Origin of the sequence: Streptomyces syringium, from assembly GCF_017876625.1 — a bacterium.
GTDB lineage: Bacteria > Actinomycetota > Actinomycetes > Streptomycetales > Streptomycetaceae > Streptomyces > Streptomyces syringius.
The window spans coordinates 150,604-176,864 of sequence record NZ_JAGIOH010000001.1 but is presented as its reverse complement, the minus strand read 5'-3'; the positions used below and the strand labels follow the sequence as shown (position 1 = coordinate 176,864).

Here is a 26,261-nt window from a genome sequence, read left to right as displayed (position 1 = left end):
AAGGGGTGGCGGCGGTCCAGGGGCGAGGAATTCCTGGACCGCTTGTGCAGCGGCTGCGTGTTCTTCGTCGCTGCGGCAGGGGGGAGCCGCCTCGCAGAGCAGCTCGCCGTGTCGGCAGGTTCGCTCACGAGCGCCGGCTGGTCGGCTTGTACTTGCTGGCGCACTCCCCGGCCGTCTCAGGGACCGCGTGCGGGGGCCGGGGGGAGGGGGTGGCGGAACGGCGGGCGGGGAGGTAGACGAGGGTGTCGTGGCCTTCGGGTGTGAGCCGGGCTGCCCACTGCGGTGGTCCGGGGCGCAGCTGGTGGAGGGTGTGGGCGTCGGCCATCTCACTCAGGCCGTCCTTCTGGAGGCGGTCCACGGCCTTGAGGTCGATGCCGCACGCGTCGGTGGCCCACCCGTGCTGGCGCCGTTCCTGTTCGTCGCGCAGGGCGGCCAGGTCTGTGTACTCCGAGTTCTTCAGGACGCCCATGAGTGCCTCTCCGTAGGAGGGGACCCGAAGACCTGGTTCACCCCGACCTGCACGGACAGATCCGCCCGCTGATCAACGGGGCAGGACGTGATCGAGGACATCTTCTTCGAGGGCGTCACCTTCTGGTGGGAGCAGGACGGCCTCGGTATTCCACTTGAGGCGACGGAGACCAGCCGCAAGGTCATGCTGGCGGCGGCGGAGTGCAGCACCACTTGCTGCGGCTCGGTCTGGGTGACCATCCGCCGCGAAGGCCCCTACGTGCTGTGGACGGACTGGGAGAACAGCAGCGACGGCGGGAAGCTGCCTCCGGAGTTCCGGTTCGACGCCGAGCAGTACGACACGGAGCTGGCCCGTGCAGTTGCGGCCTGGATCTAAGGTCGGATCGCCGAGCCACCTGGCATGCCGCGGGTGGCTCGGGCCTTCGCCTCCGGGCGCCGTCAAGCCCACCGGACAAGGCTCAGTAGTCGAACGTTTCGAAGGAGACGAGGGCGGTGTCCTTGCCTTCGAAGCGCACTGTCACTCGAGCTTCGTCGACTTTGGGGTGGCGTGGTTTGACCACACCGAGGTGGAGGCCGTCCTCGGTGACCAGCACTCCGTCGGCTTCCGCCCCGGCCGTACGGAACCGGTTGCCGGGCAAGGATGCGAGCCAGGGCCTGGCGTCGGTGCGAGGCATGCGGAAGGTACCTGACATGTTGCTGCTGAACGCATCGACGCTCTCTACGCACTGGTGATCACGGGTGTGCTCGGGGAGTTTCCAGCCGATGTACGCCAGGGCTTTTGCACAGGAGACGGCGTGCGGCGGCCGGGAGGCCTGGTACATGTTCCAGCCGACCAGGGCGAGCGGGATGCCGACAACAGCCGTGATGGTCACGGCGACCAGGCACTTCACCTTCCAGCTCGTGGGAGACCGAGTAGGAGGGAGTGAGCCGGGGGCCCAGCCTTGCCGGACGGGAGGGGCCGCCTCGTGGGCCGCCGGGCGGCTGGGAACTGCTGACACGCTTTGCCGTCCTTCCAGGAATCAAGTGTGCAAAGTATGACGTATCAGCACTTCGGTAAGCGACGCGGGGACCGGCGGCGTGGCACCGACTATGGGATCGGTTGCACCATCCCGGACAAGGCCGACCAGGCCCGCAACCGCAAGAGGCTCGGCTCTCGCGGCGGTCGGCCACCCAAGTTCGACGTGGAGGACTACAAGGCTCGGCACGCGGTCGAGTGCGGCATCAATCGCCTCAAGCGCCACAGGGCCGTGGCCACGAGGTACGACAAGCTTGCGGTCCTCTACGAGGCCACCGTTCTCGTCGCGGCCATCAACGAGTGGCTGTGAGCGACTCATTCGATACAGGCCGTTGAGCGTCCTCGCGCGGCGGCTCGGCGTCGTTGCCTCGGCGGATGGTACGCAGGGCGGTGCCGGGCCGCCACACCCGCATGACCAGCTCGTCGTTGTCGACTCCCGTGTGCACGATCTCCGCCAGCTCGGTACGGAAAAGGTGGAACGGCTGCGGCGGGTGAACGTCTTCCGCGTACCGCGAAAGCGCTTCGGTCTCGGTAACCTCGACCGCCCGACCGCTGATCCGTATGTCCCCGTCCGCCATACCGGCGTCCGGACCCGGGTTCGCGTGGACGGCGAAGCGCGGGTCGCGGCGCAGGTCCAGGGCCTTGCGGGAGTTCGGCATCATGCCGAGCCACAGCTCGCCAAAGCGGATGCCCCCGGTCGCGTCGCGGTCAGTGGCCCAGGGCAACGGCCTTGGTGGCTGCCATGGAGATGGGAAGCCCAAGCTCCTACGGCGCAGGTGCAGCGGGCAAGCCGCCTGGTCGACTGCGCGGTGAAGGAGACGAGCTGCGCGGCTCGCTTTGGTTCCCGAGGATCGGCGGGCGGCAGGGGACGCGACGAGGACACCTCCGCAGCGCTCGGCTGCCTGACCCAGGGCGTTGTCCGGCGGTCGGGACCGGTGGGTTTTCGGCTTGTCGGGGGCGCGCGTAGATGACCTCACCCTCCGTCGTCGCGACCTGCCAGATCCTGCGCAGGCCCACGTCGCTGAGGGCCAGGACGGGCCTGTCCATGGCGCGGGCGAGAAGCGCGGCGAGTTCCCGTTCCGCCCGGCGGCAGGGGCGCTGTTGCTGCGAGGCCGACGTCGAACGCCCAGTCCACGTGCCCCCCAATCCGCTGGCAGCCGCAGGAAGACCTGCACAAGTGCAGTCAGCGACGCCGTTCATTCCTGTGCCCCCCGTCCCGGCTCCCTCTCAGTTGGTCGGCGTGCTCAGCCGGCGCATGGCCGCGAGCAGTTCGGGAGGGGGCTGGATGGAGAACTGTCGCGTCTCGTGGTCGATGTGTGTGATCGAGGTCAGCCTGTCCTGGTGCCACCAATACAGCCGGGGGGAAAGCTGCCCGTCGCCGACGGCGTCCTGATAGGCCCCCAGGCCGAAGGAAGCCAGGGCATTGACGGCGCTGACGGCGTGTTCGTCGACGATCAAGTGGAAGGCCAGACGGTGACGGCTGGGAACTGTGAGCAGCACGCCGTCGGCGGGCGGCCCTTGGCCGACATACGTGCGCAGCAGCTCGGGCAGCACGAGAGCTTTGCTGGCCACGAAGAAGGAGTCGCCGGCGATGAGGTGGATGAGTGCGCCGTCATGGCAGACGGTCTCGCGGTCGACGGGCTCGTTGACGAGGTTGGCACGGGCGGCCGACCGCAATGCCTCCAGTCCGATTGCTGTCACGTCCTTGTCGTCGAGGAGCCGGACGGCATCCGGGGTGTCCAGGGCGATGGCCTCGAGCAGCCCGTCGGCGACAGGTTGAGCGTATGAGAATGCGGCGGCGGCTTCGGCCGGCAGGAAGTCGTCCGGGACCAGCCGCAGGTAGGCGCCGCGCAGGACGTCCTCTGCGGGGCCGGGGCCGCTTTCGGTGCCAGCGAGCGTTGAAATGTGCGCGTCGACCAGCGCCGGCCACTGGTCGCTCTCGGCGGTGCTGCACCGGCGGGCAAGGCTCTCCAAGGACAGGACCCGGCTCGGTCCGCGCAGCACAGCGCCGTCCACCGTGACGCGTATGCCGCGGTCGTCCAGGCACGTGACGGCGAGGCTGCGGAGACGGTCGGCCTGCTCGGCGGTCAGGACCGGCAAAGACGGATCCGGGTGTCCGGCCGGATGCGGGGGCAGGGGCTCGTTGGAGTCGGGAACTGTACGTGGTGTCATGCTCAGCCCCTAAGGCGCCCCTGTGACATTGCCGGGGAGTGCGAAGGAGACTGCCCCTCTGGTCGCGTGGGAAGGGTCGGCCGCGTGGGGCCGTCGGCAAGGGTAGTGAGTCCGCCGGTGAGCAGATGCCGGTCATCGGCCGGGCGGTGACGCCGGCGCACTGGCCGGCGGCGCCGCACGACGTGGGCGTGATCACCGCGAGGCATCCCGGGGCCGCGCCGGCGCAGGTGCCCGCCTGTCATACGGTCGATTTCACTGCCGTACTGACCGAGCATGCCGCGGATGATCCGGGCGGCTCGCCGACGGCGGTGTGCTGGTGGCCGGCACGGGAGATCCGCCGCCGGGACCATGCCCAAGGACCAGCCCGCCACCTACACCCTGAGCCCAGCTTCTGCCCGCCCGCGCGGTTACCGCATCTGCCAGGCCGCGCTCAGCCCCCGGACGTACCCCCTCGGGCGGGTCCGGCCAGCTTTCCCTGTACCGAGTGTGCCGCGACCTGGCATTCGGAAGAAGCACAGGCCTACAGGGCGATCGGGCGGTAGGCGAGGGCTTGGTCGACTACCTCCTCGGCCGAGAGCTCGCCCGCCGGAGGCCAGAAGATGAGGTCACTGACATAACCCATCGGACAGGCCAGAGCTCTGTCGAGGGCGTCCAGCCAGCGGTCCGCTTCATTCTCCGCAGCGTAGTCAGCATTCATGATCCGCTGTACCAAGTCCACGGCCTGGGCCCTGCTCATCCCCGCCGAATCCATCACACCACCATCCCCAGAACCGTGCCATGCATCCTGCGGCCTCGGCCGCACGAGTCAAGAATCCCACCGGCCGGGCACTGCGCGCCGTCGGCACCCTCATGGCAGGCCTCTTCCTCAACCCTGGTCCGCTGCCTCCCCGGACGCACGCTGGCGGGCCCAACTACCCTCGCCCTATCGGCATTGGACACCTGCGCGAGGACCGCTGCTGGGTATGCAGCTCAATACGACCGACGATCCGCTGCTGATGGAGATCCGCAACGAGGCCGGCCCCATCGGCAGCCTGCTTTACGTCAGCCGCTACGAGGACGCCCCCGCCGACACGGACGAGGGATGGACCGCCGAACTGCGCGGCCTCGCCTACGACGTCTCCCGCTCCACCGACTACTGCCCCACCACCGCGGAGGCCTTCTCTGCGGCCTGGAAGCTCTACGACGAGCTTGTGGAGGTGCGGCGGACCATCGAGCGCTTCCACCGCAGCCGGCCCGTAAGCAGGATCAGCCCCCCATGGGTGGCCAGCCCCGCTGAAACCAGCCCGTCGCCTGCTCTCCTCGGCGCCGGCCGCCGCGCGGTACCCGCGGGCGCCAGGCCGGCGACCTCCGGCGCCAATCCGGGAGAGCCGACAACGACGGCCGGTCACCGACGTGACGGTCAGAGACCCGCAGGCCGGCGAGGCTGTCGTTCATCTCCTCGCTCCGCGGTGACACGGACCGTCGGCTGGTAACTGTCCGAAGATGAGGCATAGTCGGCATCACATGAAAAGCCCCCCGGGCGCTTGCCTGCCTCGCGACGGCCAAATCCTCATCGGGCGGGTCAACGGACCGTCACTTCAGGGGCACATGGTGGGACGCCTGCTGCCGACTTCCGAGCCGGTGCCGACACCCCACGCAGTCCGTTTGGCGAGGTCATGGCGGTCGCCTGCACCGCTCGCGAGAGGTGGCGCTCGTTTCGGCGTGTGCAGCGAAAGAGGGCTGTGTACCCCTCGCCGATGACGGCTAGGGCAGCCCCACCAGCCCCCAACCGCGGTGGGCGGCCTCCGTGATCACGTCGCCCCATTCGCGCAGAAGCGCCGTGAAGTCCTCGAAGGTGTCCGGGCGGCCTGCCCAGCCCTCGCACTCGGCGGTAAACGGGGCGCGCAACTTCGCGAGGTTGGGCTCCACTTGCTGCCAGGCGCGGTCCTTGCCGGTGACTGCCTCAGGCGGGCACACCAGAAGGACGTGCGGGATCCCTCGGCCGGTGCACGCCGGGAATAGCCCTCCGCCGCCAGTCAGCGCAGGATCGTCGGCCGGATCCGCATCCCAGATCAGACCGACGAGAAGGGTGTCCATCGCCTCGCGTACCGACGCGTCGACGAGGAGCCGTATGTCGGCCCATGCATCGCCCGCGCGGGCATGTGGGCTATAGGTACCGGTGGTAGCGCAGAAGTTGTACTCGGCGTACCAGGCAGCCCCCGGATCCGGAGGCCACAGCCAGCCGCCGACCAGTCCATACCTCAGATACTCATCGTCGAACTCCGGGGACCATGTTGTGTCGCCCAGCGCTTGGACCCGGTTCTCGACGGGGACGGCCCTCAGCTGCTCCCAGTCCGCCATGAACAGCGTGAGGTTCAGACCCATAGCGGCAGCATAGGCAGGCCAAGCGCAGCAAACCCAGGCGGGCCGGCACTCCCGCCGCAGTCGGCGTCCTGGCCCTCAAGCCTGTGATGTACGAGCTGACGGGCGGCGACGAGAGGAGAGGACGAGCTCGCGCAGCCCGTCCCGACCGATGCCGTGAGCCACGCGCTCACCGCGCAGTTCATCGTCCTGTCCCGGGTCCAGGATCACACCCGAATCCGCTTCGTCCACGCGACCGACATGGAGGCCGGGCAGTCCTGCGGCACCCGGCGGCCCGGCTACTTCACCTACCAGAAGCACCGTGCCGCGTGGAGCCCGGTGAGCGAGTGGCACTGGAACGACGCCGACGAGACCGAGCGCCGCCGTGATAACCAGCAACTCGGTGCGCTGACCGTGCCTGCGGGGCAAGCCGGACGGTCTGGCCGACCAGGTCAGGAGACCGGTTGTGTACTGTCGGTCGGCGCGCACAGTGCATAGGCTCCATGCGTTGCCGTCGAGTAGGAGGAAGCCGGGTCAAGGGGCCCTCCGCCAGAGGTTGGCCTCTGCAAGGAGCGGAACACCGTCGAGCGTTAGGCTCTGGACCCCAGCGACCACGCAGGGATCGCGCCCCCGGCGGCTGCTGCTCTGGGGCTCGCCGGTCCGGCCCGGCCGCGAGCACGACGCCACCTGCGCTGTACTCACGGCGGGCCTGATCGCTGCCCTGAACTGGCTCGCCGACACCCTCTGCATCCTCAACCTGACGGACCTCGGTTACCAGACGCCGGGGAGCCTCCGTCACCCGGTCAAAGCAGCCTACGGGCGGCGAACTCACCGATGACGCCACGGCGTTCGACTCCGTCATCCGGGGCGCCCACGACGTGACCGAATGTGACAACGCCCAACTCAAGGTTGCCTTAAGGCTTTGCGTAGGGTCAGTCTCGATCCAAGGCGATGAACCAACCCACCCCCACGCCCTCGTCCTGCTCCAGATGGACCGCGGCCATCAGCTGGATAGAGGTCGCAAAGCGTCACGAGACATGACGGGGAGAGGGCTCAATGCGGGGCAGGACAGGTGCCTCAATAGTGGTGCATGGTCTTGTGTGGTCGTCTGGGTCCCTTGTCATTCAAATCGAGACGTTTGACAGCGAATCCAGCTTTTGCGGCCTCTATGGAAGTAAATCCAGTGCTGCGGCCGGTGAGGCTCGCCGACGCGGTGGAACCGCACGAAATAACTGCACCATTCGGTAATGTGTTCGCCCGGGGAGGGCCCCCGAGCGGCAGCTGCCAGCGTCAACGGTAGCCACAGATGTGGACACGTCCCATGACCACGGGCATCGGCACGGCTTCCGGTGTTCCTGATCCTAGATGACGGACCACGAGACGAATGGGGGAACACCGATGACGACCGCTCACGCCTTTTCCGAGGTTGGGAGCAGCCCACCACCGGGGAGCGACACGGTCATCGATGTACGGGATCTGCGGATGCGCTACCGCAGCCAGGACGTACTGAAGGGGGTCGGCTTCACGGCCCGGCGGGGCGAAGTCGTCGTGCTGCTCGGCCCGAACGGCGCGGGCAAGACGACCACGATCGAGGTGTTGGAAGGCTTCCGGATGCGCTCGGCCGGTGACGTGACCGTCCTGGGCACCGACCCGGCTCGCGGGGACGAGCGGTGGCGTGCGCGCCTGGGCATCGTGCTGCAGTCCTGGCGCGACCACGGCAAGTGGCGGGTGCGGGAGCTGCTGGCTCACCTTGGCTCGTACTACGCGCCGTACTCCACCGCCCTCGTACGGCGGCCGTGGGAAGTCGACGAGCTCATCGCGGCCGTGGGGCTGACGGAGCAGGCGGACAAACGGGTCGGAACCCTGTCCGGCGGTCAGCGTAGGCGTTTTGACGTGGCCGTCGGCATTGTGGGCAAACCCGAGGTGCTGTTCTTGGACGAGCCGACGGCAGGCCTGGACCCGGAGGCCAGGAGCGAGTTCCACGGGCTGGTACGTGGGCTCGCGGACGAGAACACCACCGTTCTGCTGACTACGCACGACCTCGCCGAGGCGGAGAAGCTCGCCGACCGGATTCTCATTCTGGCCGGTGGCCGGATCGTGGCCGATGGTGCTGCCGATGAGCTGTCCCGGCAGGTATCGGCCGAGGCCACCGTGCGCTGGACTCTGGACGGGCGGCCCTTCGAGGAGTCCACGGCTGAGCCGACCCGGTTCGTCCGTCGGCTGTTTGAGGAGCACGGCGAGGCGATCGGCGGGCTGGAGGTGCGCCGGGCGAGCCTGGAAGACACTTACCTGGCGATGGTGCGGGAGCTGGAGACGGGGAGTGTCCCCGGCGAGCGGGCGGCACACGCTTTCGGGGAGGAATTGCGATGAGTCCGGTGTGGTGTGCGGCGAAAGCAGGGGTGAGGCGTGGCTGGACGGAACTCCGGCAGACCTTCACCACAGGGCAGGACGTGTTCGGGTACGTGCTCTGGACGGCCCTGCTCCTCGTGCCGCTGTTCCTGGTCAGGGACGAACCGCTGAAGGGCGCAGGTATCTCGGCGGGCGCGTTCATGCTGCCGAGCATGCTGGGGATGACGCTGGCGTTCACCGGGATGATGACCACGGCGCAGCTGCTCGCGACCGAGCGCGAGGACGGCACGCTGCTGCGGGCCAAGGCTGTGCCCCACGGCATGGTCGGCCACCTGATAGGCAAGATCATCATGGTGTCGGGGACGGCTCTCGTCTCCATGGCGTTCCCCTTTGCCGTTGGCGTGTTCCTGGTGGACGGGGTCGCCCGGCAGGGCGGCGGAGCGTTGCTGACGCTGGTGTGGGTGGTGCCATTGGGTCTCTTGGCGACCCTGCCGGTGGGGGCCGTCATCGGCTCACTCGTCAGCAGTCCGCGCACCATCGGTTTGCTGATGCTTCCGGTGATGGGGCTCGTCATAATCTCCGGGATCTACTTTCCCCTGTCGAAGCTGCCCGAGTGGTTGCAAACCATCGGACAGATCTTCCCCGTGTACTGGCTCGGCCTCGGTCTCCGCGCCGCGTTGCTGCCGGCCGAAGCGGTTGCCGCAGAGGTCGGCGCGTCCTGGCGGCACCTGGCGACCGCGGGCGTGCTGGGTGCCTGGGCGGTCGCCGGCCTGCTTCTCGCACCGTCCGTCCTGCGCAGGATGGCTCGCCGGGAGTCCGGGGCCGCGATGGCGGAACGGCACCGGAAGGCGATGCAGCGGGTCGGTTAGTGCTGTGCCGGGGATGTCGGCTCATGCGGATCGTCTCGACCCGCTCCGTCCAGAGCAATGAGGTCAACCGCTGGGCCGTCCTCCCCTGTCTTCCTCCTCGCGCTCCGGCAGCAGCCGGACGTGAGCCCGATCAGGGTCGGTCGTCGCCGTGGGCGCCAGTACCGGCCTGAATCTGCTCGGGGACCGTTACAGCTATGACTGTGACGCAGATCGGCACGGCCTGCCCGCCGCCCTCCGGGCAGGGACCTGTCCTGCGAGATCGACGAGGGACGCACCTTATTCGTACCGTGCACATGACGGACATGCCCTGGTATGGCTTGTCGGACGCCGGGGGATGCCAGTGGGGCGCGCCTGGTTTGTCAGGGGTTCGCCAGACCCCCGTCTCGTCGGCGGTCTAGGGTACGAGCACGCCGTCCGCGGTCACCCGAGGAGGAATCCTGTGTCATCGCCCTGCGACCCCCGGTACGCTCCCGCCGGCGATGTGGGCGCAGCACTCATGGCGATCGACTCTCGGCTCAAGAGCATCCACGCCGGCAAGGCCGAGACCGACCCCGAACAGCAGAAGCTGATCGACCAGTACATCGCGTCCCTGAGCCCCGAGGGAGCCAATGACGTGCTGGACGGCGCGTGCACCCTCGTCTTCATATTCATGGAATGGCTGCGGGTGACCCACCAGGACCATGACAAGGACGTCATCGAGTACGTGCTGCCCCCTCTCGTGGCCACACTGCGCAGGATGCCCAGGAGCGTCAGCCCGGAGACCATTCCCACCATGGCCGGCTTGGTCGTCGCTGCGGGCACCGGCCTGAGCCCCAGCCTGTGGCGCAAGCAGTACGGGGACTGGAGTGAGGGCGAGATGAACGCCCTGGAAGCTACCGTCTTTCTGCTCGCCGAGCACATCAACCGCGTCACCGACGACCCTGACTTCGCCACCCGCATGGTCACCGAAGTTTTGTCCAGCGCGGACGAAGACTGATGGGTCGCACGCTTCGCGGGCGGCACGGGCCGGCCCACCGCCCCGCGGATATCCCATGCGCACGGCCTCTGTAACGATCACCCCACGTCAGCCCACATGACACACAGTCAAGTCAGTAAGCGGCGCACGACTGTCAAGGGAGGTGTTCCGTCTCGGGGCCTCAGTGCGGGAAGCGACGGGGTGGGCGGGTCACGGTGGATTCGCGGAACTCGGAGATACGAGAGTGGACTTGGCGCATCAGGTGCGTGTCCTCGAGTCGGTCCAGGTAGAGGCAGCGGGCTGCCAGCCCCGGAAGGTCGAAGGCGAAGTACAGGGACATCAGCGGGTTCACGAACAGCTCGCTGCCCCGGATGCGGTCGGTGAACTGGACATCGCCGAATGAGCCGCGCACAGCTTCCGCGATGGAGCCGTTGACAATGCTGGGGTGATCCGGGGTGTGTTGCTGAGCGTGCGTCACCGCGTCCAGGTAGAGAGCGCCCTCACGGGTGGCGCGCGGTATGGAGAATGCGCCGAGGTACGCGCCATCGCGTTCCAGCGCGGCGATGTTCTCCAGTACGTGCACGTGGTTTACGCCGTGGTAGGCGTCGATGCCGAATCCGACCGAGACCACGAGCCGGGTCTTTACGGTGTTCAGCGCGGCCAGCGCCGCCACGCTGGTCAGGTCTTCCTCCGGAGTGCCCAGACCGGATTCGTCGCCGCGCATCAGGATGTCCGTACCGCCGTCGACCAGTACCACAGCGTCGATGCGGTGCAGCTCGATCAGTGCTTGGTAGGCGGCCCGCAGCGGGCGCACCCCGGTCTGGGGGAAGGCGTACACGGTGGACGGGTAGCCGCGCTGGTGCAGCCACTGGGCGAGGGTCCGCTCGGGGAAGTAGCTCTGGTGCAGGGCGGAGTCGGGGGTGATGACGGCCAGGTCGGGGGCAGCCCAGTCGTCGACGGGGAGACCAGCGAGTGCGCTGAAGGAGAGATTCGCGAGATATACCTCCTTGCCCTGGTGCAGAAGGGAGAGGGCCAGCGGAAGACCGGAGTAGATGTCGAAACCGCCGCCCGCGCCCGCGATGAGGATCCGTTCGGCATCGGCGAGCCGGGTGAAGAGTGGGTTGGCGTGGAGGGAGGTCATATCGACCATTGTCCCGGCACCTGACCGCCGGACACTCCTGAGTTCTTGGCCGCGGATCGGTGACCCGCGGCGGGATGCGGCTGGCCGGCTGGAGTCTACGGTCTGCAGCCCCCCGGCAGCACCTGAGATTTCATTCCGTACAGCCGAAGATCCAGCGCGAGACGGTGCCGTGGACCTTACGACTTCCACCTGGACAGCAACTCCGCGTCGCTGCTGATCGACCCGTTCCAGCTGGACGATGAAGCTGCGGGACGAGGTGCCAGCGCTCCTCGCCGCAGGCTTCACCGACCCGGGTGCAGGCGAACAACCGAGGCTTGCTCGTCGTGAGCGCTGCGCGTGAATGAATTGACAGGGTTAGTGGGGCAATGCTTTATAGGCGGCTTGGATGAGCTTGTGGCCGCGCGGGTCGGTGAGGCCGAGGTGGGTCATCTGGTTCATTACGTAGGTGATGGTCATGCGTGCGTCATGGTCGTTGATGATCAGCGATCCGCCTCTTCCGCCCCAGTAGGAGGAGTTGGGGTTCGGTGTGCTGACGGGTGCGTCGTCGGCCGCGAGGGCGTAGCCGATGCCGAAGCGCAGCGGGATGCCGAGCACGAGATCGACGCCTCGGGATTGTTCGTCGAATACCGCGCGGCAGGTGGCTTCGGACAGGAGACGGGTGGAGGCTGTCTGGCCTCCGGAGGCGACTACGGATTGGATTACGGCCACGGATCGCGCGTTGCCGTAGCCTGCTGCGGCAGGGATTTCGGCGCGGCGCCATTGAGGTGTCCAGGTGTCCTGCGGGGTCACGTAGGCACCGACCGGGATGGTTACGCGGGGGTTGGCTGCGGGTGCGGGGCCAGGGGCGGGGATGACCTCGGAGACCCGGTGGTCGTCTTCGGCGGGGAGGCCGATGTGGAAGTCGGCGTTCAGTGGGGCAGCGATCTGGTCGGCGAAGAAGGCGCCGGTTGACTGCTGGGAGATGCGGCGGATGACTTCGCCGATCAGGAAGCCATGGGTGAACCGGTGGTAACCGGACGCCGTGCCGGGTAACCAGCGGGGCGTCTGGCGACCCAGCAGAGTGGTGGCTTTCTCCCAGTCGCAGAGGTCGTCGAGTGTCATGGGCTGGTCCCAGTCGGGGAGGCCGGCGGTGTGACCGAGCAGGTGCCGGACCTCGATGTGCTCCTTTCCTGAGTTACCGAACTCCGGCCAGTACTTCGCGACCGGCGCACAGAGGTCGAGTTCGCCGCGGTCGACGAGGAGGAGGGCGCACAGTGCGGTCATCGTCTTCGTGATGGACCACACGTTGGTGATGGTGTCGCGCTGCCATGGCTGGGTGCGGGCCGGGTCGGCGTGCCCTCCCCACAGGTCGACGACGGGTTCGCCGTCGAGGTAGACCGCCACCGAGGCACCGACATCCGCCCCGCTGCGCAGGGAGTCGGCGAATACCTCCCGTACTGCACTGAACGGATCGCTGCAGCTGCCTTGAATATCCATGTTGAAAAGGTCTCCGATCTCATTGTGTCGCTATTCCGTCGGCCAGGCGGACGGCGTGTTCGCGGATCGGGGGATGCGTCCGCCTTGGCAACTTGGGCGAGGAACACGAGCTTGCCAGGGAGGTGAGCGCCCCGAGGGTGGGGACGGCCGGATCGCCGCGTAGAGGGACCCTGCAGGCCTGAGGGAACGCAGGCTCTCACGGCTGTACCACCAGCAGGCAGGTGCGGTTCTGCGGTCACGCCCAGCCAGATGAGTGTGGGCCGGGCTGCCGCCCCGGCTCGCCATCCTTCGCTCATACAGCACGCGGTCGGTTTCGTCATACAGATCAGGGGGTGGGGATGCCAGGTTCTTCCCCCGAGGGATCATGGCCGTCGGTACGCGTCCGGCCCCACCCCGGGTGCTGGGTCTCTGGTGATCGTTACGTAGGCAGGGTTCTGAGGGTCCCCTGTCTCGATGGTCACGAAGAGATCGAGGTCGTGTCTGCAGAATCGGTTCAGGTACTGGAAGAAGCGTCCAACTCCTGTTTGGACAGGGGATCGTCATCTCTTTCGTTTCGCACGACGCCACGATACGGGGCGCGTACATCGATGGGGGACCCCCTTCGGTATCACCACACTGAGCTTCAACTACAGGGAGCAAGTGAATTTGGCCAGTGGGGCGAACGCTGCGCCCGTTTGCACGCCCTTCCTGCTGCTGGCGTCGGATGTCGACACGCTCGTCGACTAGGCGGAGCCCCCGGAGTTCACCCGCCTCGACGGCCTGCAGCCCGTGGTTCCTGCGCACCGTTCCCTGCACTGTCGAAGCCGGGAGGCGGCGCGGCCTCAGTTCGGCGCAGCGGGTGTTCTGTTGGTGCTGCGGGCTGCCTGTACGCAGGAGTCGATCCACGCGCAGAGCTCGTCGAGGGCGGCCTCGGTCCGCTCCTTGTCCCCGGTGATGAGGTAGTCCCCTTGCAGGCCGGAGAAGGCGCTGTTGAGCAGGGTGGCCGTGGTGAGGGCGCTGCTTTCGGGCATGCCGCGTCGCGCGAGACAGGAAGCGACGAACTCGGCGCGTCCGCGGACGAATCCTGCCCCCGGCAGTGGGAGTCGTCCCGCCGCAGAGAGTCCTTCGATCTCTCTGATCAGCTGGGTCATCGGGAGTTCGTCGGGGCCGAGGGTGCGGTGCCATGCCGAGCGGACGATGGAGCCGACCTCTGTGTCCGGGTCGTCCCAGCCGGGTGTCGACCGCAGTGCCGCGTGCTGTCGCTCGTCCAGTCGCAGGAGGACCGCGGTGAGAAGGCCGTTCTTGTCGGCGAAGTGATGGGTGAGTACGCGGGTGGTCTGCCCGATCCCCTCCGCCAGCGTCCGCAGTGAGAAATTGCCGATTCCCGTGGCGGCGAGCTGCTCGATCGCCGCGTCGGTCACCTCGCGACGGCGCTCCGGGCTGACCGGTCTGGGCACTCGAACGCACCTCCATGTCGTGCACGTCATACTCTGTCACAGAGTTAAGGAAACGACTGTTACCCTTACGGCGTGACGCCGTTAACCCGTGCCCGCCCGGTGTGGCTGCTCGCCCTCACACTTGCCGCCTTCGCCGTTCAGACGGACGACTACATCATCATCGGAGTCCTCCCGGCGATCTCGGACACCGTGCACCTGTCTGAGACCGCCACCGGCCAACTGGTCACGGTCTACTCGCTGACCTACGCCCTCGCCGCCCCCGTATGGGCGCTCCTGCCGGTGAGAATCGCGCGGAAGCGAGCGCTCTGCGGAGCACTCACCGTGTTCAGCGCGGCGAACTTCGCGGTCCTGCTCGTAGACGCGTATCCCGCGCTCATGGCACTCAGGATCGTCGCTGCCCTGGCCGCCGCCATGGTGCTGCCCTCCGCGCTCGCGGCAGCCAGCGCCCAGGCACCACCGGAGCAGCAGGGCCGGTACCTGGCGACCGTCATGACAGGCCTGACCGGGGCGGTGCTGCTGGGGGTCCCCGCCGGTACCTGGATCGGCGCGGCCCTCGGGTGGAGGGCGACCTTCGTGTTCGGCGGGCTCCTCGGCAGCTGCGCGCTCCTCATGCTCGTCCGCACCCTTCCCCGAGCGGAGGCGCACGCCGTTGAGGAGCGCAAGACGCTCGGGTTCATGGTGCGCCCCCTCCTCAACAGCACCGTCACGGTGATCCTGCTGGTCACCGTGCTGACTGTCGCCGGTAATCTGGCGTTCCAGACGTACATCGCGTCTTTCCTGTCGGGCGTCTCCGGTGTGACGCCGACGGTGCTCGGCGTTCTGCTGGTCTGCTCCGGTGCCGGGGGGTTGATCGGTACGCAGGTGTCCGGTTGTCTCATCGACCGGTACAGCCCGGGGCGGGTCTTCGCGCTGGCGAGCTCGGTGTTCTGCGGGGCCATGGTGGCGTTCGCCGGGATCTGGCTGGTCCGGCCGGTTCCGGTGGTGCTTGCCGCCGTGCTGTTGGTGTGCTGGTCGGCCGCCGCGTGGGCGGTGCCGCCCAGCCTCCAGTCCCTGATGCTCGCCCGCGCGGGCAGGGAGGCCGCGGGACAGGCGATGGCAGTCCACAGCAGCTCCGTCTACATCGGGGCCGCGCTCGGAGGAGCGGTCGGCGGGGGCGTCATCGCCGCCGGCATGGGACTGATTCCGGCCGCCGCCGCGGTTCTGGCGTTTCTTGGCGTCGTGATCCTGCTGCCCGTCCTGCGGAGCCGCACCGCCAGGGCGGCACTGGGGGCCGCAATGGTAGAACGGAAACACGAGACGACGACCTAACCGGCCTGTGTTCGGGTCACCGACACCCGTCACCGTTTGGCCCTGAACCCAGAAGTCTTAGTCCCAACAGGCTTCCGTATGGTCCGACGTTCTGGGTATTGCGTCGGGTCTGTGTTTCGACGTTGTAGCCGGTGGCCCGGTCCGCTGAGGCGGCTGATGGGGTTCTGTGTGTTGAGTCATGAGGCCCACTGATCGCAGTACTCGATGTGGATCTCACGGGCGTCGCCGAGAATGCCGTCGTTGGAGTGGAGTTCTGTGCAGAAGTGAGGGTGGCTCGGGTGCACGGGGACGTAGCCAGGGCCGTTGTGGGCGACATCGTGGAAGTGTCGGGCGGTCTCCTTGAACACCTTCGTGCTGCCGGTCATGAACAGAGTCTCTGCGTGGAGATGCTGGTGGAACAGGTCCCGGTTCTCCCGGTAGTGCCGTGTCTCGGGGGCAATGACGGCCCCCTCGGTCCGGCCTGTGCTGGACAGTCTCACGGTTTGCGGACGCCCCGGGCCCAGTCGCCCGCGTAGTTCCTTCCAGCGCGAGGGCGCGAACTGCAGAGAGTGATGCAACAGCACCAAGTCGAGCTGCCTAGTGCCGGATTCGGGGAGGTCGCGGGAAGGGGCCGGGTTGCTTCGCATGGGCAGGTGGACCAACGCGCGTGGTGAGGCGGCGGCGAGCTCCCACAGCCCACCGATTCGCTGCGCTGCGTCCTGATCGACGTAGGCGTTCAGGTACCGATCGTGATCAATGAGCGCGGCGCGGGTCAGGGGGCTGGCTGGTCGGATCACTTTGAGCTCTGCGGATCCGAGGCGTGCTCGGTGACTGGTGATGGGAAGTCTCATCGGTTCTCCGGGATATCTCGTCCGACGTCCGCCGCGTAGGCAGCTCTTGTCACCGGATGATGTCTGCTGTCATTGGACGGCGGCTTTGCTGTGGACGCCCAGAGTCCGGGCGAGGATCGCGGGCGGGGAGTGCGTTCGCTACGGCGAACACGGCGAGTGGTCGTCTCCGTCAGCGAGAGCCTGGGCGAGGTAGGCCTCAAATCCCCGGACGCTCAACGGCGCTGTCATCCCAGGCCAACCCAGTCGACTTCCGTGAACCACCTTGGCTCCTTGTGGTGCGCCAGCTGCACGCATTCCTCGCCCAAGGCGGAGGCGAAGCCGAGGGGCAGGGCCTGCGCCGTCCATGGGTTGAAGGAGCTGGTCACAATGCTCCAGGCCACTGACTCGACCAGGTCCCCGTACTCGTCCGGATGCTCGCCCGGCAGACCGAGTGCGACAGCCGCCCAGGGAAGCAACCTCTCCAGGTTCAGATACTGCCACCACTCGGCGTCGTCCCAGCCGCGCCGCTGACTGACCTCCACCTCGTGATGCCAGGCACCGAGACACAGCCGGTTCACGGTCTCGCGCACACGATCCACCGGCGCCACTGCCGCCTGGCTTACGGCGGCTATCGAGGTGTGGACATCGCGGATGTCGTCGACCGTCCAGAGACACTCGTTGGAGACGACGCGGAAGAGCATGTCACGTAGTGAGGGCCGGGTCGGCGTTTCGGCTCCGAACCGGTCGGGGCGGGGAAGAGCAGGCCGGTGAAATCCCTCGGTACCGGTACTCTGGGCGGGCGTGCCCCAGAGCCCGTGCGGGCCGCCAAAGGGCCGGCCGGGGGCGTCTTCGTGCCCGTGACGGCTGAGTACCGGGCCCAGCAGGGCGTCACGCCAGGCGAGCGCGCACGCTCCCTCAATGGTCCGAAGCACCATGAACTGGTCATCCGAGAGCAGCGAGTCAAGCTGCTCCTCGGTGGTATCTCCGCGCCAGGTCAGCCACGCCTGGAAGACAGCACCCCGATACTCACGATGCAGCTCGTCAGCGGGCCGGAGAGCATGAGGCAGCAAGGCCTCGTATGTCTCGTCCCACAGCGCCCGTATTCCCATAGGCCCCATCCTGGCATGGCGGAACGGGGGCATAAGGGGGACCGTACGGTGGTGTCCTGCTCGGGGGTGGCGGACGCGGGCCTGCAGGCAGGCAGGGCCGCACTCATCGGCTCCGGCCCTGCTGCCGCGGGAGGAGACCGACACTCTGTGCTGGGCGGCTACCTGGCCGGGTCAGCTGCGCCCGCGCCACCGTCGGCCCCAGCGGTCCGTCCGCGGCAACGCCGTCGGGCAGGGCGGCGGATGACGAGACAGGCGGCGCGGTCGGCGCGGGGGCCGGAAACCTCGTCGGTCCCCTCGCGATGACGCGGCCGTTCTCGTTGACGACCCGCCCCTCCAGGGGTGCGGCGGTTGCTCGGCCGCTGAAGCTTCCCCTCGCTGGGGGACAGCTTCAGGACTCCGGGAGGACTTTCCAGGTTGGCCGTATTGACGCTCGCCTCCGGGGGCTTGTCCGGCACAATGATCGTGTGACGAACAACGAGGGCGTCGGAGTGCCGTCCATCGGAACAGGGTTTGTCGTAGGCATGCTGGTCGGCACTGCACTGGGGCTCGTGCTCGGGCTGGCTGTCTTCGGCAACGTGGCGATCGGCCTGGTGCTCGGCAGTGGCGCCGGCGGAGTCCTCGGAGTCACCCTCGCCGCGTCGCGGCGCTCGCAGCGTCAGTCCCCGTGAGGGCTCCACAAGCTGCCATCCTGTTCTACCGCTCGTTACGGAAGGCGCCCTGACGCCCGCCGCCAAGCACGTGGCCGCCTGCATCCGGCCAATGTTGTTCACCTGTACCGTGGGCCTGCGCCGAACAGGCGTCCACGCCGGGGCGCACCTGCACGCTGTCACTGGGTAGCCGGCAAGGGATCGCCCACCTCCACTGGCACATTGTCGGACTACCGGCCGTCGCGGCGGCTCCTTGTATCGAAGGCTGTTGGCGACTCGTCGCCGAACTGTCGGGCCGGTCTCAACCACCCCCGGCGCCGCCCACGACTGCCTCCGAGCCGCCCTGCACACCCGGACAGTCCGTCCGGCCGCCTGAACTGGGCCCCACAGCCGACGCGGTCACCCGGCCGCTTCGCGTAGCTCGCGCCACCGCGGGGCCAGCACCGACCAGATCTCCATGTCGTGGCGTACGCCGCGGTACAGGTTGCTCTCCCGCAGCACCGCGTCCCGCGCCATCCCGAGCCTCTTGGCGACGTTGATGCTCGCGGTATTGGCGGAGGCCGCCAGCCACTCCACGCGGTGGATCCCGCGTCCGTCGACCGCCCAGTCGATGAGCACCTTGATCGCGCGTGTGACCAGCCCGCGGCCGACGGCCGACTCCTCCAGCCAGCAGCCGACCTCGCAGGTGCCGGCTCCGGCGTCGAAGGTCCGGAAGAGGACACCACCCACGAGGGTCCCGTCCGCCCAGATGCCGTAGATACGGCCGCTGTCGGCGGCCTTCTTGTCCGCGTACAACTGGAGGAACGCGGTCGCGGACGCGAGGTCGACGGCGCGGTCCGCCAGCGCGATATGGCGCCCGATGTACTCGCGTGACCGGTCGATGTGGGCCAGGTACTCCTCGGCGTTCCACGGCTCCAGAGGCCGCAGCTCGGCACCGTCGTCTCCCAGCGATATCGCGAACATCCTGCCCCTCCACGCCGTGTACGTAACAACGGCACAACCCCTGCGGAGGCGCTGGAGTTCCCGAGGACCACCCGCTCGGTCACCGAGCCACGACGTAGGCCCGTACGCCGGCCCCCGTGTGCAGCTTGAGCGGATGTCCGAAGGCGCCGCGTGGGGTCGGCGGACACAGGACGGTGCCCAGGTCCACGTAATCCCCGTGGTGGAGGAGGGCCGCGCGGAGCTCCTGCTGGGAGGCGGTGGGCAGGAGGTCCAGGAGACGGGCGGGGAGGGAGCCGAGGTCCTCTCCCGTCCACGAGTGGACCCGGGCCACGGAGTCGCCCGGCGCGGCCCTTTCCTGTACCAGGACGCCCGCACCGTCGTGGCTCTGCAGGAGGAGGGCCCACAGGGTGCGCTCCACGAGGTCGCGCGGGAGCGCGAACAGGTGCCGTGCCAAGGCGTTGTCCGAGCCGGAGAAGGCGTGGAACTCTGCCGTGGCCGGACGAGCCGGGGCCCCGGCGGTCGAAGAAGAGGGTACGACGGTCATGGTCATCCGCCTCGCTCGTCCGGTCGGTCAGGTGCGGCCGGTGGGGGAATCCACCGACTTCTCCGCGGTCGACGAACGCTGCCGCGGAGGTTTCCTCACGACGGTCACGGCCATGGAAGCCGAGGCGAGCAGCGCTGCCGCGGCGGCGGTCAGTGCGCCGAACCCGGGGGAGACGTGCTGGACGACCACACCGGTGACGAAGCTTCCGGCCGCGAAGCCCACCCAGTTGGACGCGACCAGCACCGCGAAGGCCTGCGCCCGGGTGGCGGCCGAGGCGTACTCGCCGACCAGGACCGTCTCGATGGCGTCGGCCGGCCCGTTGACGAAGCCGATGGCCACCAGCAGGGCGAGGGTGAGCAGGGTGCCCGGCCCCGGCCCCAGGGCCAGGATGCACCCGCCGTACAGGGCGAGGGCGACCGAGAGCTGCGCCGGGCCGCTGCCGGGCAGCCGCAGGCCGCCGTACAGGAAGCTGCCCAGCACGCCGCCGCAGGCGAGCGCGGCGAGGAACAGCCCGGCGTGGGTGCCGAGCTCGCCCGCGTGTGCCGTCACCGATACCTGCACCCCGCCGATCGCGAACGCGGCCGCGGCCACGACGAGTTGGATGTGCACCTGCCGCCGGTTCCAGTCGATGCGCATTCCCGGCCCCGTCAGCGGTGGTCGTTCCCGGTCCACGAGCCGGACGGCCGGCGCCGCCCGCAGCCACAGCACCCCGATGGCGGAAACGGCGGCCGTGACCACGACGGCGTACAGCGCGGGCAGCACCATGACGGTCGCGGCCACCAGCAGGGGGCCGCAGACGAAGACACTCTCGGTCAGGAGCCCGCACAGGGCGAAGAGGGTCTTGCGGTCCTCCTCCCCGGCAACCACCGCCATGTACACGGCGTTGGAGATCGCGGCCGCCGGGGGAGTGGCGGCACCGGCGAGAAACGCCGCCGGCACCAGCAGGGCCGGCCACGCCGACGCGGCGACGAGCGCCACGAACAGGCCGAAGGAGAGGGATTGCAGAGAGGCCGACCAGGCCAGGGCGGTCCGGGCACCGTGCCGGTCCGCGACCCGGCCCCACACCGGTGAGGTGAAGGCGAGGGCGACGGCGTAGGCACCGGAAACGGAGCCGGCGTTGGCGTAGCTGCCGCTGGCGTCCTCGGCGACGAGCAGCAGCGCCAGACTGACCATGCCGGACAGCATGCGGCAGACGAAGGCGGCCGCCACCACACGTGCGATACCCGGGTGGGCGAGCGCCGTTCGGTACCGTGCCATGACTGCCATCCCGGGCCACCTCCACCGAGCGGGGGTCCTGTCGACGGTCGGACGCTACCCGGCGAGCGGTGATCCGGGAAGTGAGGCGGAGAACCCCGACGGAATTCGCCCCGGGGGATGTACACGAACCCCGAGGGATGTACACGAAGGGGCGTGCGCAAAGTGATGTACGCGGCGGGAGAGCGGCCCGGTGCATTCACGGACCGGTAGGTCACCGACAGGGAAATGCCGGGCATCGCCTGCCTACCGGTGGGGGACTAGCGTGACGACCCTCAAGCGGCCCATCCGGAAAACTCCATTCGGAACATCGACCCGCAACGTCCACCCGGAAACACATCCGGAAATCCGGACCACGGAGGTACCGCCGCAATGACCACCCAATCAACCCGCGCCGCGCAGCACATCACCGCCGCGACGGCCCAGGCATGCAAGACGGCGGCATGGGACTGCCAGTCGCACGTCTTCATGGGCTCGCCGGAAACGGTGATCGAGAATCTGGCCGGCCTGCCCGACGAGCTCGTGGGCCGACGGGTGTACATGCTCCTCGTCCAGGGCGACAGCCACGCCGAGGCCCGTATCTTCGAGCGCTTCAACCTGGAGGACACCGAGGGCACCGTCTCGAGCTGGGCCGAGGACGACATGCACGGCATGGTCAGCCAGATCACCGAAGTGCTCGTCGCCAACCGCGGTGTGCACTGTCCCGGTGAACAGGTCAAGGCCACCCTCGAGAGCGCGCGTGAGATCCACGTCGGCGCCCCGGCACCCGCCCCCAAGTCCACGGCCGAGGCGTTCACCCCGCTCGTCGAGGGCTTCAAGCACGACAAGTTCGTCCGGGCCACGGTGATGGTCCTCTGCTGACGGCATCGCGGCGGACGCACCGGCCATCTGTCCCGCCGCTCACGGCAGCGTGTCGGCTCAGCCCTCGCGGGCGTCCGGCACGCTGCACGGAATCCCGCCCTCCATGAGCCATTTGGCCACCAGAGCAGCCCGGTTGTGCACATTGTGCCGGTCGTAGAGTCGCTGGAGATGCGATTCGACCGTGCGCGTGGACATATCCAGCTGCCGGGCTATTTCCTTGTTGCAACAGCCCGACACGATCAAAGAGAGGATCTGTTCCTGTTTGGGGCTCAGGTGCACGGGACTCTCCCTCAAAAGAGGATCTTGGCGAACCGGGGCGATCCCCGGCGAGCGCGGTGCACATGACCTGCTGTCGACAGCGTGGATTATTCCATGTGCCTCCCCACAGGAGAAGCCGTGGCCGAGTTCCCGACCCCCGCCCCCCTTCCCTACGGTGCCTGGCCCTCTCCGCTCACCGCCGGGATCGTGGCCCGGGCGCGGTTGCGCCTGGACTTCCCTCTCGCGGCCGGCGGCCGTGTGTGGTGGCAGGAGTCGCTGCCGACGGAGGGCGGTCGGACGACGGTCGTCGAGTACACCCCCGGCGGCGGTAACCGGGAGCTGATCCCGGCGCCCTGGGACGCCCGCAGCCGCGTCCACGAGTACGGCGGGCTGTCCTATCTGCCCGTGCGGTCACCACGGGACGGCAGCCGGCAGATCGTGTTCGCCCAGTTCACCGACCAGCGGCTCTACCTCACCGCACCGCGCAGGCAGCCGCCGGTGCCGCTCACGCCCGAACCGGCCGCGCCCGCCGCGCTGCGCTACGCGGACTTCGCGCTCTCTCCCGACGGCCGGGAGGTGTGGTGCGTGCAGGAACGGCACGACGACCCGGGCGGGATCACCCGCTCCATCGTGGCGGTCCCACTCGACGGCTCCGCCGCCGGGGCACCGGACGCCCTCCGCGAACTGGCCGTAGGAGCTGACTTCTTCGCCTACCCCACCCCCTCGCCGGACGGCCGGCACCTGGCGTGGATCTGCTGGAACCACCCCGACATGCCCTGGGACGCCACCGAGCTGCGCATCGGCCCGGCCGACCGGACGGCACCGACCACCGGCCGACCGGTCATGGGCGCCGGCCCCGCCCGGGAGTCGGTGCTGGCACCGTGCTGGCGTGACACGCACACCCTCTACGCGGTCTCCGACAGCTCGGGCTGGTGGAACCTCTACGAGGTGGATCTCGCGGAGCACGCGCGGCCCCGCGCCCTGTACCCGGCACAGGAGGAGTACGGCCACCCGCTCTGGGACCTGGGCGGCCGCCCCTTCGCTCCCCTCGCCGACGGGCGCCTCGCCGTCCTCCACGGCCGGGGTGATCAGCGGCTCGCCCTGCTGGACGCGAAGACCGGCACCCTGACCGACGTCGACTGCGGATACCCCGTGTTCTTCCCGGCCCTGTCCACCGACCGTGCCTTCGTCGTCGGGCTGGCCGGCGGCCCGGCGACACCGCCCTGCGTCGTACGCGTCGACACCACCACCGGCGCGGCCCTGGAACTCCGCCGTGAACTCGACGTCCTGCCCGATCCGGCGTATCTGCCCACCCCTCGCCCGGCCGAGTTCCGCGACGCGTCCGGTCAGGTGGTGCACGCGTCCGTCTACCCGCCGTCCCACCCCACGGCCCGGGCGCCCGAGGGCGAGCTGCCGCCGTATGTCGTGTGGGTCCACGGCGGACCGACCGGCAGCGAGTCCGGGGTGGTGGACCTCGCCAAGGCCTACTTCACCAGCCGCGGCATCGGTGTCATCGCCGTGGACCACAGCGGTTCGAGCGGCTACGGCCGTGCCTACCGCGAACGGCTCAAGGGGCAGTGGGGCGTGGCGGACGTCGCGGACGTCCTCATGGCGGCCCGTCAACTCGCCGCACGCGGTGAGGCCGACGGCAGGCGCCTTGCCGTACGCGGTCCGTCGGCCGGTGGCTGGACGGCACTCGCCGCCGTCACCACGGGCATCGCGACCCACGGGCCGGTGTTCCGGGCCGCCACCTCCTATTTCGGCGTCGCGGATCCCCGGCTTCTCGTCGCTCAGCTGCACGACTTCGAATCCCGCTATCTCGACGGCCTCATCGGCCCGCTGCCCGACTGTGCCGAACGCTACCGACAGCGGTCGCCGCTGGGCCATGTCACCGACGGCACCTGCCCGGTGCTGCTGCTGCACGGCACGGACGATCCCGTCGTGCCGCCCGCCCAGGCGGAGGCGTTGGTCAGGGAGCTGGGGGCGCAGGGCATCGGCCATCTCCATCTGGCCTTCGCCGACGAGTCCCACGGCTTTCGCATGGCCGAAACGATCGCCCGGGCTCTGGAGACGGAACTGGCCTTCTACGGCAGGACTCTCGGCTTCGATCCGCCCGGTGTGCCACCGGTGGAACTGTCCTGACCCCACGGAGCGCACGGGGCGTCGACGGCGACCGCTTCCCCGGGTTGGTGCAGACCTATTGACGGCTTGTCAGGGCCGCCCTACGTTCGAAGACATCCGGGCGCGCACCGCTCGTTCCGCCATCGGCTGCCTCTCCGGGTGGAAGGGAGAGAAGCAATGGCCGGTCGGATCTCACCTCTGCCGGGCCTCGCCCTGGTCCTGGCCCTCGTCGTCCAGGCGCCGCTCGCTCCGACGGCGAGTGCGTCGGCCGACGACACCTGCGCGGTCAAGCCGAAGCCCACGGGCAAGGTGCTCCAGGGGTACTGGGAGAACTGGGACGGCGCGGCGAACGGTGTCCACCCGCCCTTCGGATGGACACCGATCACGGACCCCCGCATCCGCGAACACGGCTACAACGTGATCAATGCGGCGTTCCCGGTGATCCGCCCGGACGGCACCGTCCTGTGGGAGAACGGGATGGACGCGACGGTGAAGGTCGCGACCCCCGCCGAGATGTGCCGGGCCAAGGCGGCCGGTGCCACGATCCTGATGTCCATCGGCGGCGCGACGGCCGGCATCGACCTCAGCTCCAGTACTGTCGCCGACCGGTTCGTCGAGACCGTCGTGCCGATCCTGAGGACATTCAACTTCGACGGCATCGACATCGACATCGAGACGGGCCTCACCGGCAGCGGCGACATCAACAGACTGTCGGCCTCACAGGCCAACCTCGTCCGCATCATCGACGGTGTGCTCGCCCGGATGCCCTCGGACTTCGGCCTCACCATGGCGCCCGAGACCGCTTACGTCACCGGGGGCAGCGTGGCCTACGGCTCGATCTGGGGCGCCTACCTGCCGGTGGTGAAGAAGTACGCGGACAACGGCCGGCTGTGGTGGCTGAACATGCAGTACTACAACGGCAACATGTACGGCTGCTCCGGCGACTCCTACTCCGCCGGGACGGTAAAGGGGTTCACCGCGCAGACGGACTGCCTGAACAAGGGCCTGGTCGTCCAGGGCACCACGATCAAGGTCCCCTACGACAAACAGGTCCCGGGCCTGCCGGCCCAGCCCGGCGCCGGAGGGGGTCACATGGCGCCGCACCTCGTGGCACAGGCCTGGAACACCTACAACAACCAACTCAAGGGACTGATGACCTGGTCACTCAACTGGGACGGCTCGAAAGGGTGGACGTTCGGCAATAACGTCAAGGCCCTGCAAGGCCGCTGAGGCCGGACCGTGAGCACACGAACGCACGACGGAATGCCACCTGCCGACCCCGTGCCCCTGCACCGGCTGGCGCTCCCACCACCGCAGGCCCCGCCCTTCACCATCGGCTCCTTCGACACCTTCGGCCCCGACTCCCGCGCGGGATATCCGCACCGGCACTCCTTCTACGAGATCGTCTACGTGACGGCGGGGTCGGGCGGCCACGTCATCGACCTCGTCCGCCGGCCGCTGCGCCCTCCGCACCTGTGCGTTCTGCTGCCCGGGCAGGTGCACTACTGGGACCGGGTCTCCGGTCTGCGGGGTGTGCTGATGCTGTTCACCGACGACTTTCTGCTGGCCCGCCCCGCCGACCGGCAGCTCCTGCGCGCCCTCGGCGAACGGTCATGGCTGCACCTGCCTCCCGGCGCGGGCGGCAGCGACGCCGCGGGTCTGGGTGCGTTGATCCGGGCGATGGAGCGGGAGTTCACCGACCGGGCCGACGGCTGCGCCTCCGTGCTCGCGGCGTATCTGCACATCCTGCTGGTCCACGCACTGCGCCTGCCCGGCGCCGCCCCGCGGCCCGACGCGGCCACGGGCCGGGCCGCGGGCGTCTCCCGGCAGTTCGGCCTGCTGCTCACCGAGACCGCCGGGGCCGCCGAGTGGTCGGTCGGAGCGTACGCCGCGCGGCTCGGGGTCTCGGTCGGCTATCTGAACGAGGCCGTCAAACGGACCACGGGCCGGACCCCCGGCGAGCTGGTCCGCGCCGCCAGGACGCTGGAGGCGAAGCGGCTGCTGACCGGCTCCGACCTCGGAGTCGGCCAGGTCGCCCGGCGGGTGGGGTTCTCCGACCCCGCGTACTTCTGCCGCTTCTTCCGACGCGAGGCCGGGGTGAGCCCCGGGGAATTCCGCCGCACGGCGGACGGGAATCACCACGTTCACCGAACGGAGTCCATCGATCCGCACGGTCCGCCGCCCTAG

The 26,261-nt window shown here is 68.7% G+C and carries 26 protein-coding genes and 2 pseudogenes; 13 read left to right on the top strand and 15 right to left on the bottom strand.

The features are described 5' to 3' along the window. Positions 1-124: 124 nt before the first annotated feature. Positions 125-469, bottom strand: a complete 345-nt coding sequence (locus JO379_RS00880) for a hypothetical protein (RefSeq protein ID WP_209519033.1) — start codon at positions 467-469, stop codon at positions 125-127. Between the two features lie 87 nt (positions 470-556). Here JO379_RS00880 and JO379_RS00875 point away from each other — a divergent pair, with 87 nt between their 5' ends. Further along, positions 557-844: a hypothetical protein gene (locus JO379_RS00875; protein WP_209513307.1), complete on the top strand. Its 288-nt coding sequence runs from the start codon at positions 557-559 to the stop codon at positions 842-844. Between the two features lie 82 nt (positions 845-926). On the opposite strand, the gene JO379_RS00870 is transcribed toward JO379_RS00875, so the two are convergent. Further along, positions 927-1,358 (bottom strand): hypothetical protein, encoded by a 432-nt coding sequence (locus tag JO379_RS00870; protein WP_209513306.1) that lies wholly within the window; start codon positions 1,356-1,358, stop codon positions 927-929. 201 nt (positions 1,359-1,559) lie between these two features. Here JO379_RS00870 and JO379_RS00865 point away from each other — a divergent pair. Continuing rightward, positions 1,560-1,793 (top strand): annotated as a pseudogene (locus JO379_RS00865) (IS5 family transposase); the annotation flags it as partial. Here the strand turns inward: JO379_RS00865 and JO379_RS00860 are convergent. From JO379_RS00860 to JO379_RS00850, 3 genes and pseudogenes are all read right to left on the bottom strand, one after another. Next, positions 1,777-2,169: pseudogene (locus JO379_RS00860) on the bottom strand (pyridoxamine 5'-phosphate oxidase family protein); the annotation flags it as partial. The pseudogenes JO379_RS00865 and JO379_RS00860 sit on opposite strands and share 17 nt — an antisense overlap. 541 nt (positions 2,170-2,710) lie before the next feature. Continuing rightward, entirely contained in the window at positions 2,711-3,655 is a 945-nt protein-coding gene (locus JO379_RS00855) for a hypothetical protein (protein WP_209513305.1), read from the bottom strand. Between the two features lie 520 nt (positions 3,656-4,175). Next, positions 4,176-4,391, bottom strand: coding sequence for a bacteriocin immunity protein (locus JO379_RS00850; RefSeq protein WP_372449042.1), 216 nt, complete (start codon positions 4,389-4,391; stop codon positions 4,176-4,178). Between the two features lie 226 nt (positions 4,392-4,617). Between JO379_RS00850 and JO379_RS00845 the strand changes: the two genes are divergently transcribed. After that, positions 4,618-5,127: a hypothetical protein gene (locus JO379_RS00845; protein WP_209513304.1), complete on the top strand. Its 510-nt coding sequence runs from the start codon at positions 4,618-4,620 to the stop codon at positions 5,125-5,127. 271 nt (positions 5,128-5,398) lie between these two features. On the opposite strand, the gene JO379_RS00840 is transcribed toward JO379_RS00845, so the two are convergent. Then, positions 5,399-6,019: a hypothetical protein gene (locus JO379_RS00840; RefSeq protein ID WP_209513303.1), complete on the bottom strand. Its 621-nt coding sequence runs from the start codon at positions 6,017-6,019 to the stop codon at positions 5,399-5,401. Positions 6,020-6,172: 153 nt separating this feature from the next. Here JO379_RS00840 and JO379_RS00835 point away from each other — a divergent pair, with 153 nt between their 5' ends. From JO379_RS00835 to JO379_RS00820, 4 genes are all read left to right on the top strand, one after another. Continuing rightward, complete coding sequence (locus JO379_RS00835) at positions 6,173-6,493, top strand: hypothetical protein (RefSeq protein ID WP_209513302.1); 321 nt, start codon at positions 6,173-6,175, stop codon at positions 6,491-6,493. Between the two features lie 900 nt (positions 6,494-7,393). Continuing rightward, on the top strand, positions 7,394-8,365 hold the full coding sequence (locus tag JO379_RS00830) for an ABC transporter ATP-binding protein (protein WP_209513301.1): 972 nt from the start codon (positions 7,394-7,396) through the stop codon (positions 8,363-8,365). Beyond that, a complete protein-coding gene (locus tag JO379_RS00825) occupies positions 8,362-9,213 on the top strand; it encodes an ABC transporter permease (protein WP_209513300.1) in 852 nt (283 codons plus the stop codon). Before JO379_RS00830 ends, JO379_RS00825 begins: the two co-directional genes overlap by 4 nt. Before the next feature lie 439 nt (positions 9,214-9,652). After that, entirely contained in the window at positions 9,653-10,189 is a 537-nt protein-coding gene (locus JO379_RS00820; protein WP_209513299.1) for a hypothetical protein, read from the top strand. Positions 10,190-10,349: 160 nt separating this feature from the next. Here JO379_RS00820 and JO379_RS00815 read toward each other — a convergent pair whose 3' ends face one another. The 3 genes from JO379_RS00815 to JO379_RS00805 form a co-directional block, all read right to left on the bottom strand. Beyond that, positions 10,350-11,309 carry a DUF1152 domain-containing protein gene (locus JO379_RS00815; protein WP_209513298.1) on the bottom strand — a complete coding sequence of 320 codons (960 nt, stop codon included), beginning with the start codon at positions 11,307-11,309 and terminating at the stop codon, positions 10,350-10,352. 354 nt (positions 11,310-11,663) lie between these two features. Beyond that, on the bottom strand, positions 11,664-12,785 hold the full coding sequence (locus JO379_RS00810; RefSeq protein ID WP_209513297.1) for a serine hydrolase domain-containing protein: 1,122 nt from the start codon (positions 12,783-12,785) through the stop codon (positions 11,664-11,666). Positions 12,786-13,606: 821 nt separating this feature from the next. Then, a complete protein-coding gene (locus JO379_RS00805; protein WP_209513296.1) occupies positions 13,607-14,221 on the bottom strand; it encodes a TetR/AcrR family transcriptional regulator in 615 nt (204 codons plus the stop codon). A gap of 72 nt (positions 14,222-14,293) precedes the next feature. On the opposite strand from JO379_RS00805, the gene JO379_RS00800 reads away from it, so the two are divergent. Next, complete coding sequence (locus tag JO379_RS00800) at positions 14,294-15,529, top strand: MFS transporter (RefSeq protein ID WP_209513295.1); 1,236 nt, start codon at positions 14,294-14,296, stop codon at positions 15,527-15,529. Between the two features lie 176 nt (positions 15,530-15,705). On the opposite strand, the gene JO379_RS32995 is transcribed toward JO379_RS00800, so the two are convergent. Both JO379_RS32995 and JO379_RS00790 read right to left on the bottom strand, forming a co-directional pair. Further along, the gene (locus tag JO379_RS32995) at positions 15,706-15,894 is read right to left on the bottom strand and encodes a hypothetical protein (protein WP_245381321.1); all 189 of its coding nucleotides are present in this window, start codon (positions 15,892-15,894) and stop codon (positions 15,706-15,708) included. Positions 15,895-16,583: 689 nt separating this feature from the next. Beyond that, complete coding sequence (locus JO379_RS00790; RefSeq protein ID WP_209513293.1) at positions 16,584-17,447, bottom strand: hypothetical protein; 864 nt, start codon at positions 17,445-17,447, stop codon at positions 16,584-16,586. A 464-nt stretch (positions 17,448-17,911) separates the two neighbouring features. Here JO379_RS00790 and JO379_RS00785 point away from each other — a divergent pair, with 464 nt between their 5' ends. Beyond that, positions 17,912-18,115, top strand: a complete 204-nt coding sequence (locus JO379_RS00785) for a hypothetical protein (protein ID WP_209513292.1) — start codon at positions 17,912-17,914, stop codon at positions 18,113-18,115. Between the two features lie 378 nt (positions 18,116-18,493). Here JO379_RS00785 and JO379_RS00780 read toward each other — a convergent pair whose 3' ends face one another. The 3 genes from JO379_RS00780 to JO379_RS00770 all read right to left on the bottom strand — a co-directional run bounded on the left by JO379_RS00780 (position 18,494) and on the right by JO379_RS00770 (position 20,837). Beyond that, positions 18,494-19,057: a GNAT family N-acetyltransferase gene (locus tag JO379_RS00780; RefSeq protein ID WP_209513291.1), complete on the bottom strand. Its 564-nt coding sequence runs from the start codon at positions 19,055-19,057 to the stop codon at positions 18,494-18,496. 79 nt (positions 19,058-19,136) lie between these two features. Further along, complete coding sequence (locus JO379_RS00775; RefSeq protein WP_209513290.1) at positions 19,137-19,580, bottom strand: hypothetical protein; 444 nt, start codon at positions 19,578-19,580, stop codon at positions 19,137-19,139. A 27-nt stretch (positions 19,581-19,607) separates the two neighbouring features. Beyond that, on the bottom strand, positions 19,608-20,837 hold the full coding sequence (locus tag JO379_RS00770) for an MFS transporter (protein WP_209513289.1): 1,230 nt from the start codon (positions 20,835-20,837) through the stop codon (positions 19,608-19,610). A gap of 369 nt (positions 20,838-21,206) precedes the next feature. Between JO379_RS00770 and JO379_RS00765 the strand changes: the two genes are divergently transcribed. Continuing rightward, a complete protein-coding gene (locus JO379_RS00765; protein ID WP_209513288.1) occupies positions 21,207-21,695 on the top strand; it encodes a hypothetical protein in 489 nt (162 codons plus the stop codon). 57 nt (positions 21,696-21,752) lie between these two features. Here the strand turns inward: JO379_RS00765 and JO379_RS00760 are convergent, their stop codons facing one another. Next, entirely contained in the window at positions 21,753-21,974 is a 222-nt protein-coding gene (locus JO379_RS00760; RefSeq protein WP_209513287.1) for a response regulator transcription factor, read from the bottom strand. Between the two features lie 117 nt (positions 21,975-22,091). On the opposite strand from JO379_RS00760, the gene JO379_RS33825 reads away from it, so the two are divergent. From JO379_RS33825 to JO379_RS00745, 3 genes are all read left to right on the top strand, one after another. Continuing rightward, the gene (locus JO379_RS33825) at positions 22,092-24,095 is read left to right on the top strand and encodes a S9 family peptidase (RefSeq protein ID WP_209513286.1); all 2,004 of its coding nucleotides are present in this window, start codon (positions 22,092-22,094) and stop codon (positions 24,093-24,095) included. A 156-nt stretch (positions 24,096-24,251) separates the two neighbouring features. After that, positions 24,252-25,304 carry a chitinase gene (locus JO379_RS00750; RefSeq protein WP_209513285.1) on the top strand — a complete coding sequence of 351 codons (1,053 nt, stop codon included), beginning with the start codon at positions 24,252-24,254 and terminating at the stop codon, positions 25,302-25,304. Positions 25,305-25,337: 33 nt separating this feature from the next. Further along, complete coding sequence (locus tag JO379_RS00745; RefSeq protein ID WP_209518395.1) at positions 25,338-26,261, top strand: helix-turn-helix transcriptional regulator; 924 nt, start codon at positions 25,338-25,340, stop codon at positions 26,259-26,261.

Coding starts and splice junctions, on each gene's coding strand:
- JO379_RS00850 (WP_372449042.1), bottom strand. CDS start 4,391: ATGAGCAGGGCCCAGGCCGTGGACTTGGTACAGCGGATCATGAATGCT.
- JO379_RS00780 (WP_209513291.1), bottom strand. CDS start 19,057: ATGTTCGCGATATCGCTGGGAGACGACGGTGCCGAGCTGCGGCCTCTG.
- JO379_RS00745 (WP_209518395.1), top strand. CDS start 25,338: ATGCCACCTGCCGACCCCGTGCCCCTGCACCGGCTGGCGCTCCCACCA.
- JO379_RS00810 (WP_209513297.1), bottom strand. CDS start 12,785: ATGGATATTCAAGGCAGCTGCAGCGATCCGTTCAGTGCAGTACGGGAG.
- JO379_RS00855 (WP_209513305.1), bottom strand. CDS start 3,655: ATGACACCACGTACAGTTCCCGACTCCAACGAGCCCCTGCCCCCGCAT.
- JO379_RS00750 (WP_209513285.1), top strand. CDS start 24,252: ATGGCCGGTCGGATCTCACCTCTGCCGGGCCTCGCCCTGGTCCTGGCC.
- JO379_RS00830 (WP_209513301.1), top strand. CDS start 7,394: ATGACGACCGCTCACGCCTTTTCCGAGGTTGGGAGCAGCCCACCACCG.
- JO379_RS00845 (WP_209513304.1), top strand. CDS start 4,618: ATGCAGCTCAATACGACCGACGATCCGCTGCTGATGGAGATCCGCAAC.
- JO379_RS00840 (WP_209513303.1), bottom strand. CDS start 6,019: ATGGGTCTGAACCTCACGCTGTTCATGGCGGACTGGGAGCAGCTGAGG.
- JO379_RS00815 (WP_209513298.1), bottom strand. CDS start 11,309: ATGACCTCCCTCCACGCCAACCCACTCTTCACCCGGCTCGCCGATGCC.
- JO379_RS00765 (WP_209513288.1), top strand. CDS start 21,207: ATGACCACCCAATCAACCCGCGCCGCGCAGCACATCACCGCCGCGACG.
- JO379_RS00880 (WP_209519033.1), bottom strand. CDS start 469: ATGGGCGTCCTGAAGAACTCGGAGTACACAGACCTGGCCGCCCTGCGC.
- JO379_RS00825 (WP_209513300.1), top strand. CDS start 8,362: ATGAGTCCGGTGTGGTGTGCGGCGAAAGCAGGGGTGAGGCGTGGCTGG.
- JO379_RS32995 (WP_245381321.1), bottom strand. CDS start 15,894: ATGACCGGCAGCACGAAGGTGTTCAAGGAGACCGCCCGACACTTCCAC.
- JO379_RS00790 (WP_209513293.1), bottom strand. CDS start 17,447: ATGGGAATACGGGCGCTGTGGGACGAGACATACGAGGCCTTGCTGCCT.
- JO379_RS00775 (WP_209513290.1), bottom strand. CDS start 19,580: ATGACCGTCGTACCCTCTTCTTCGACCGCCGGGGCCCCGGCTCGTCCG.
- JO379_RS00770 (WP_209513289.1), bottom strand. CDS start 20,837: ATGGCACGGTACCGAACGGCGCTCGCCCACCCGGGTATCGCACGTGTG.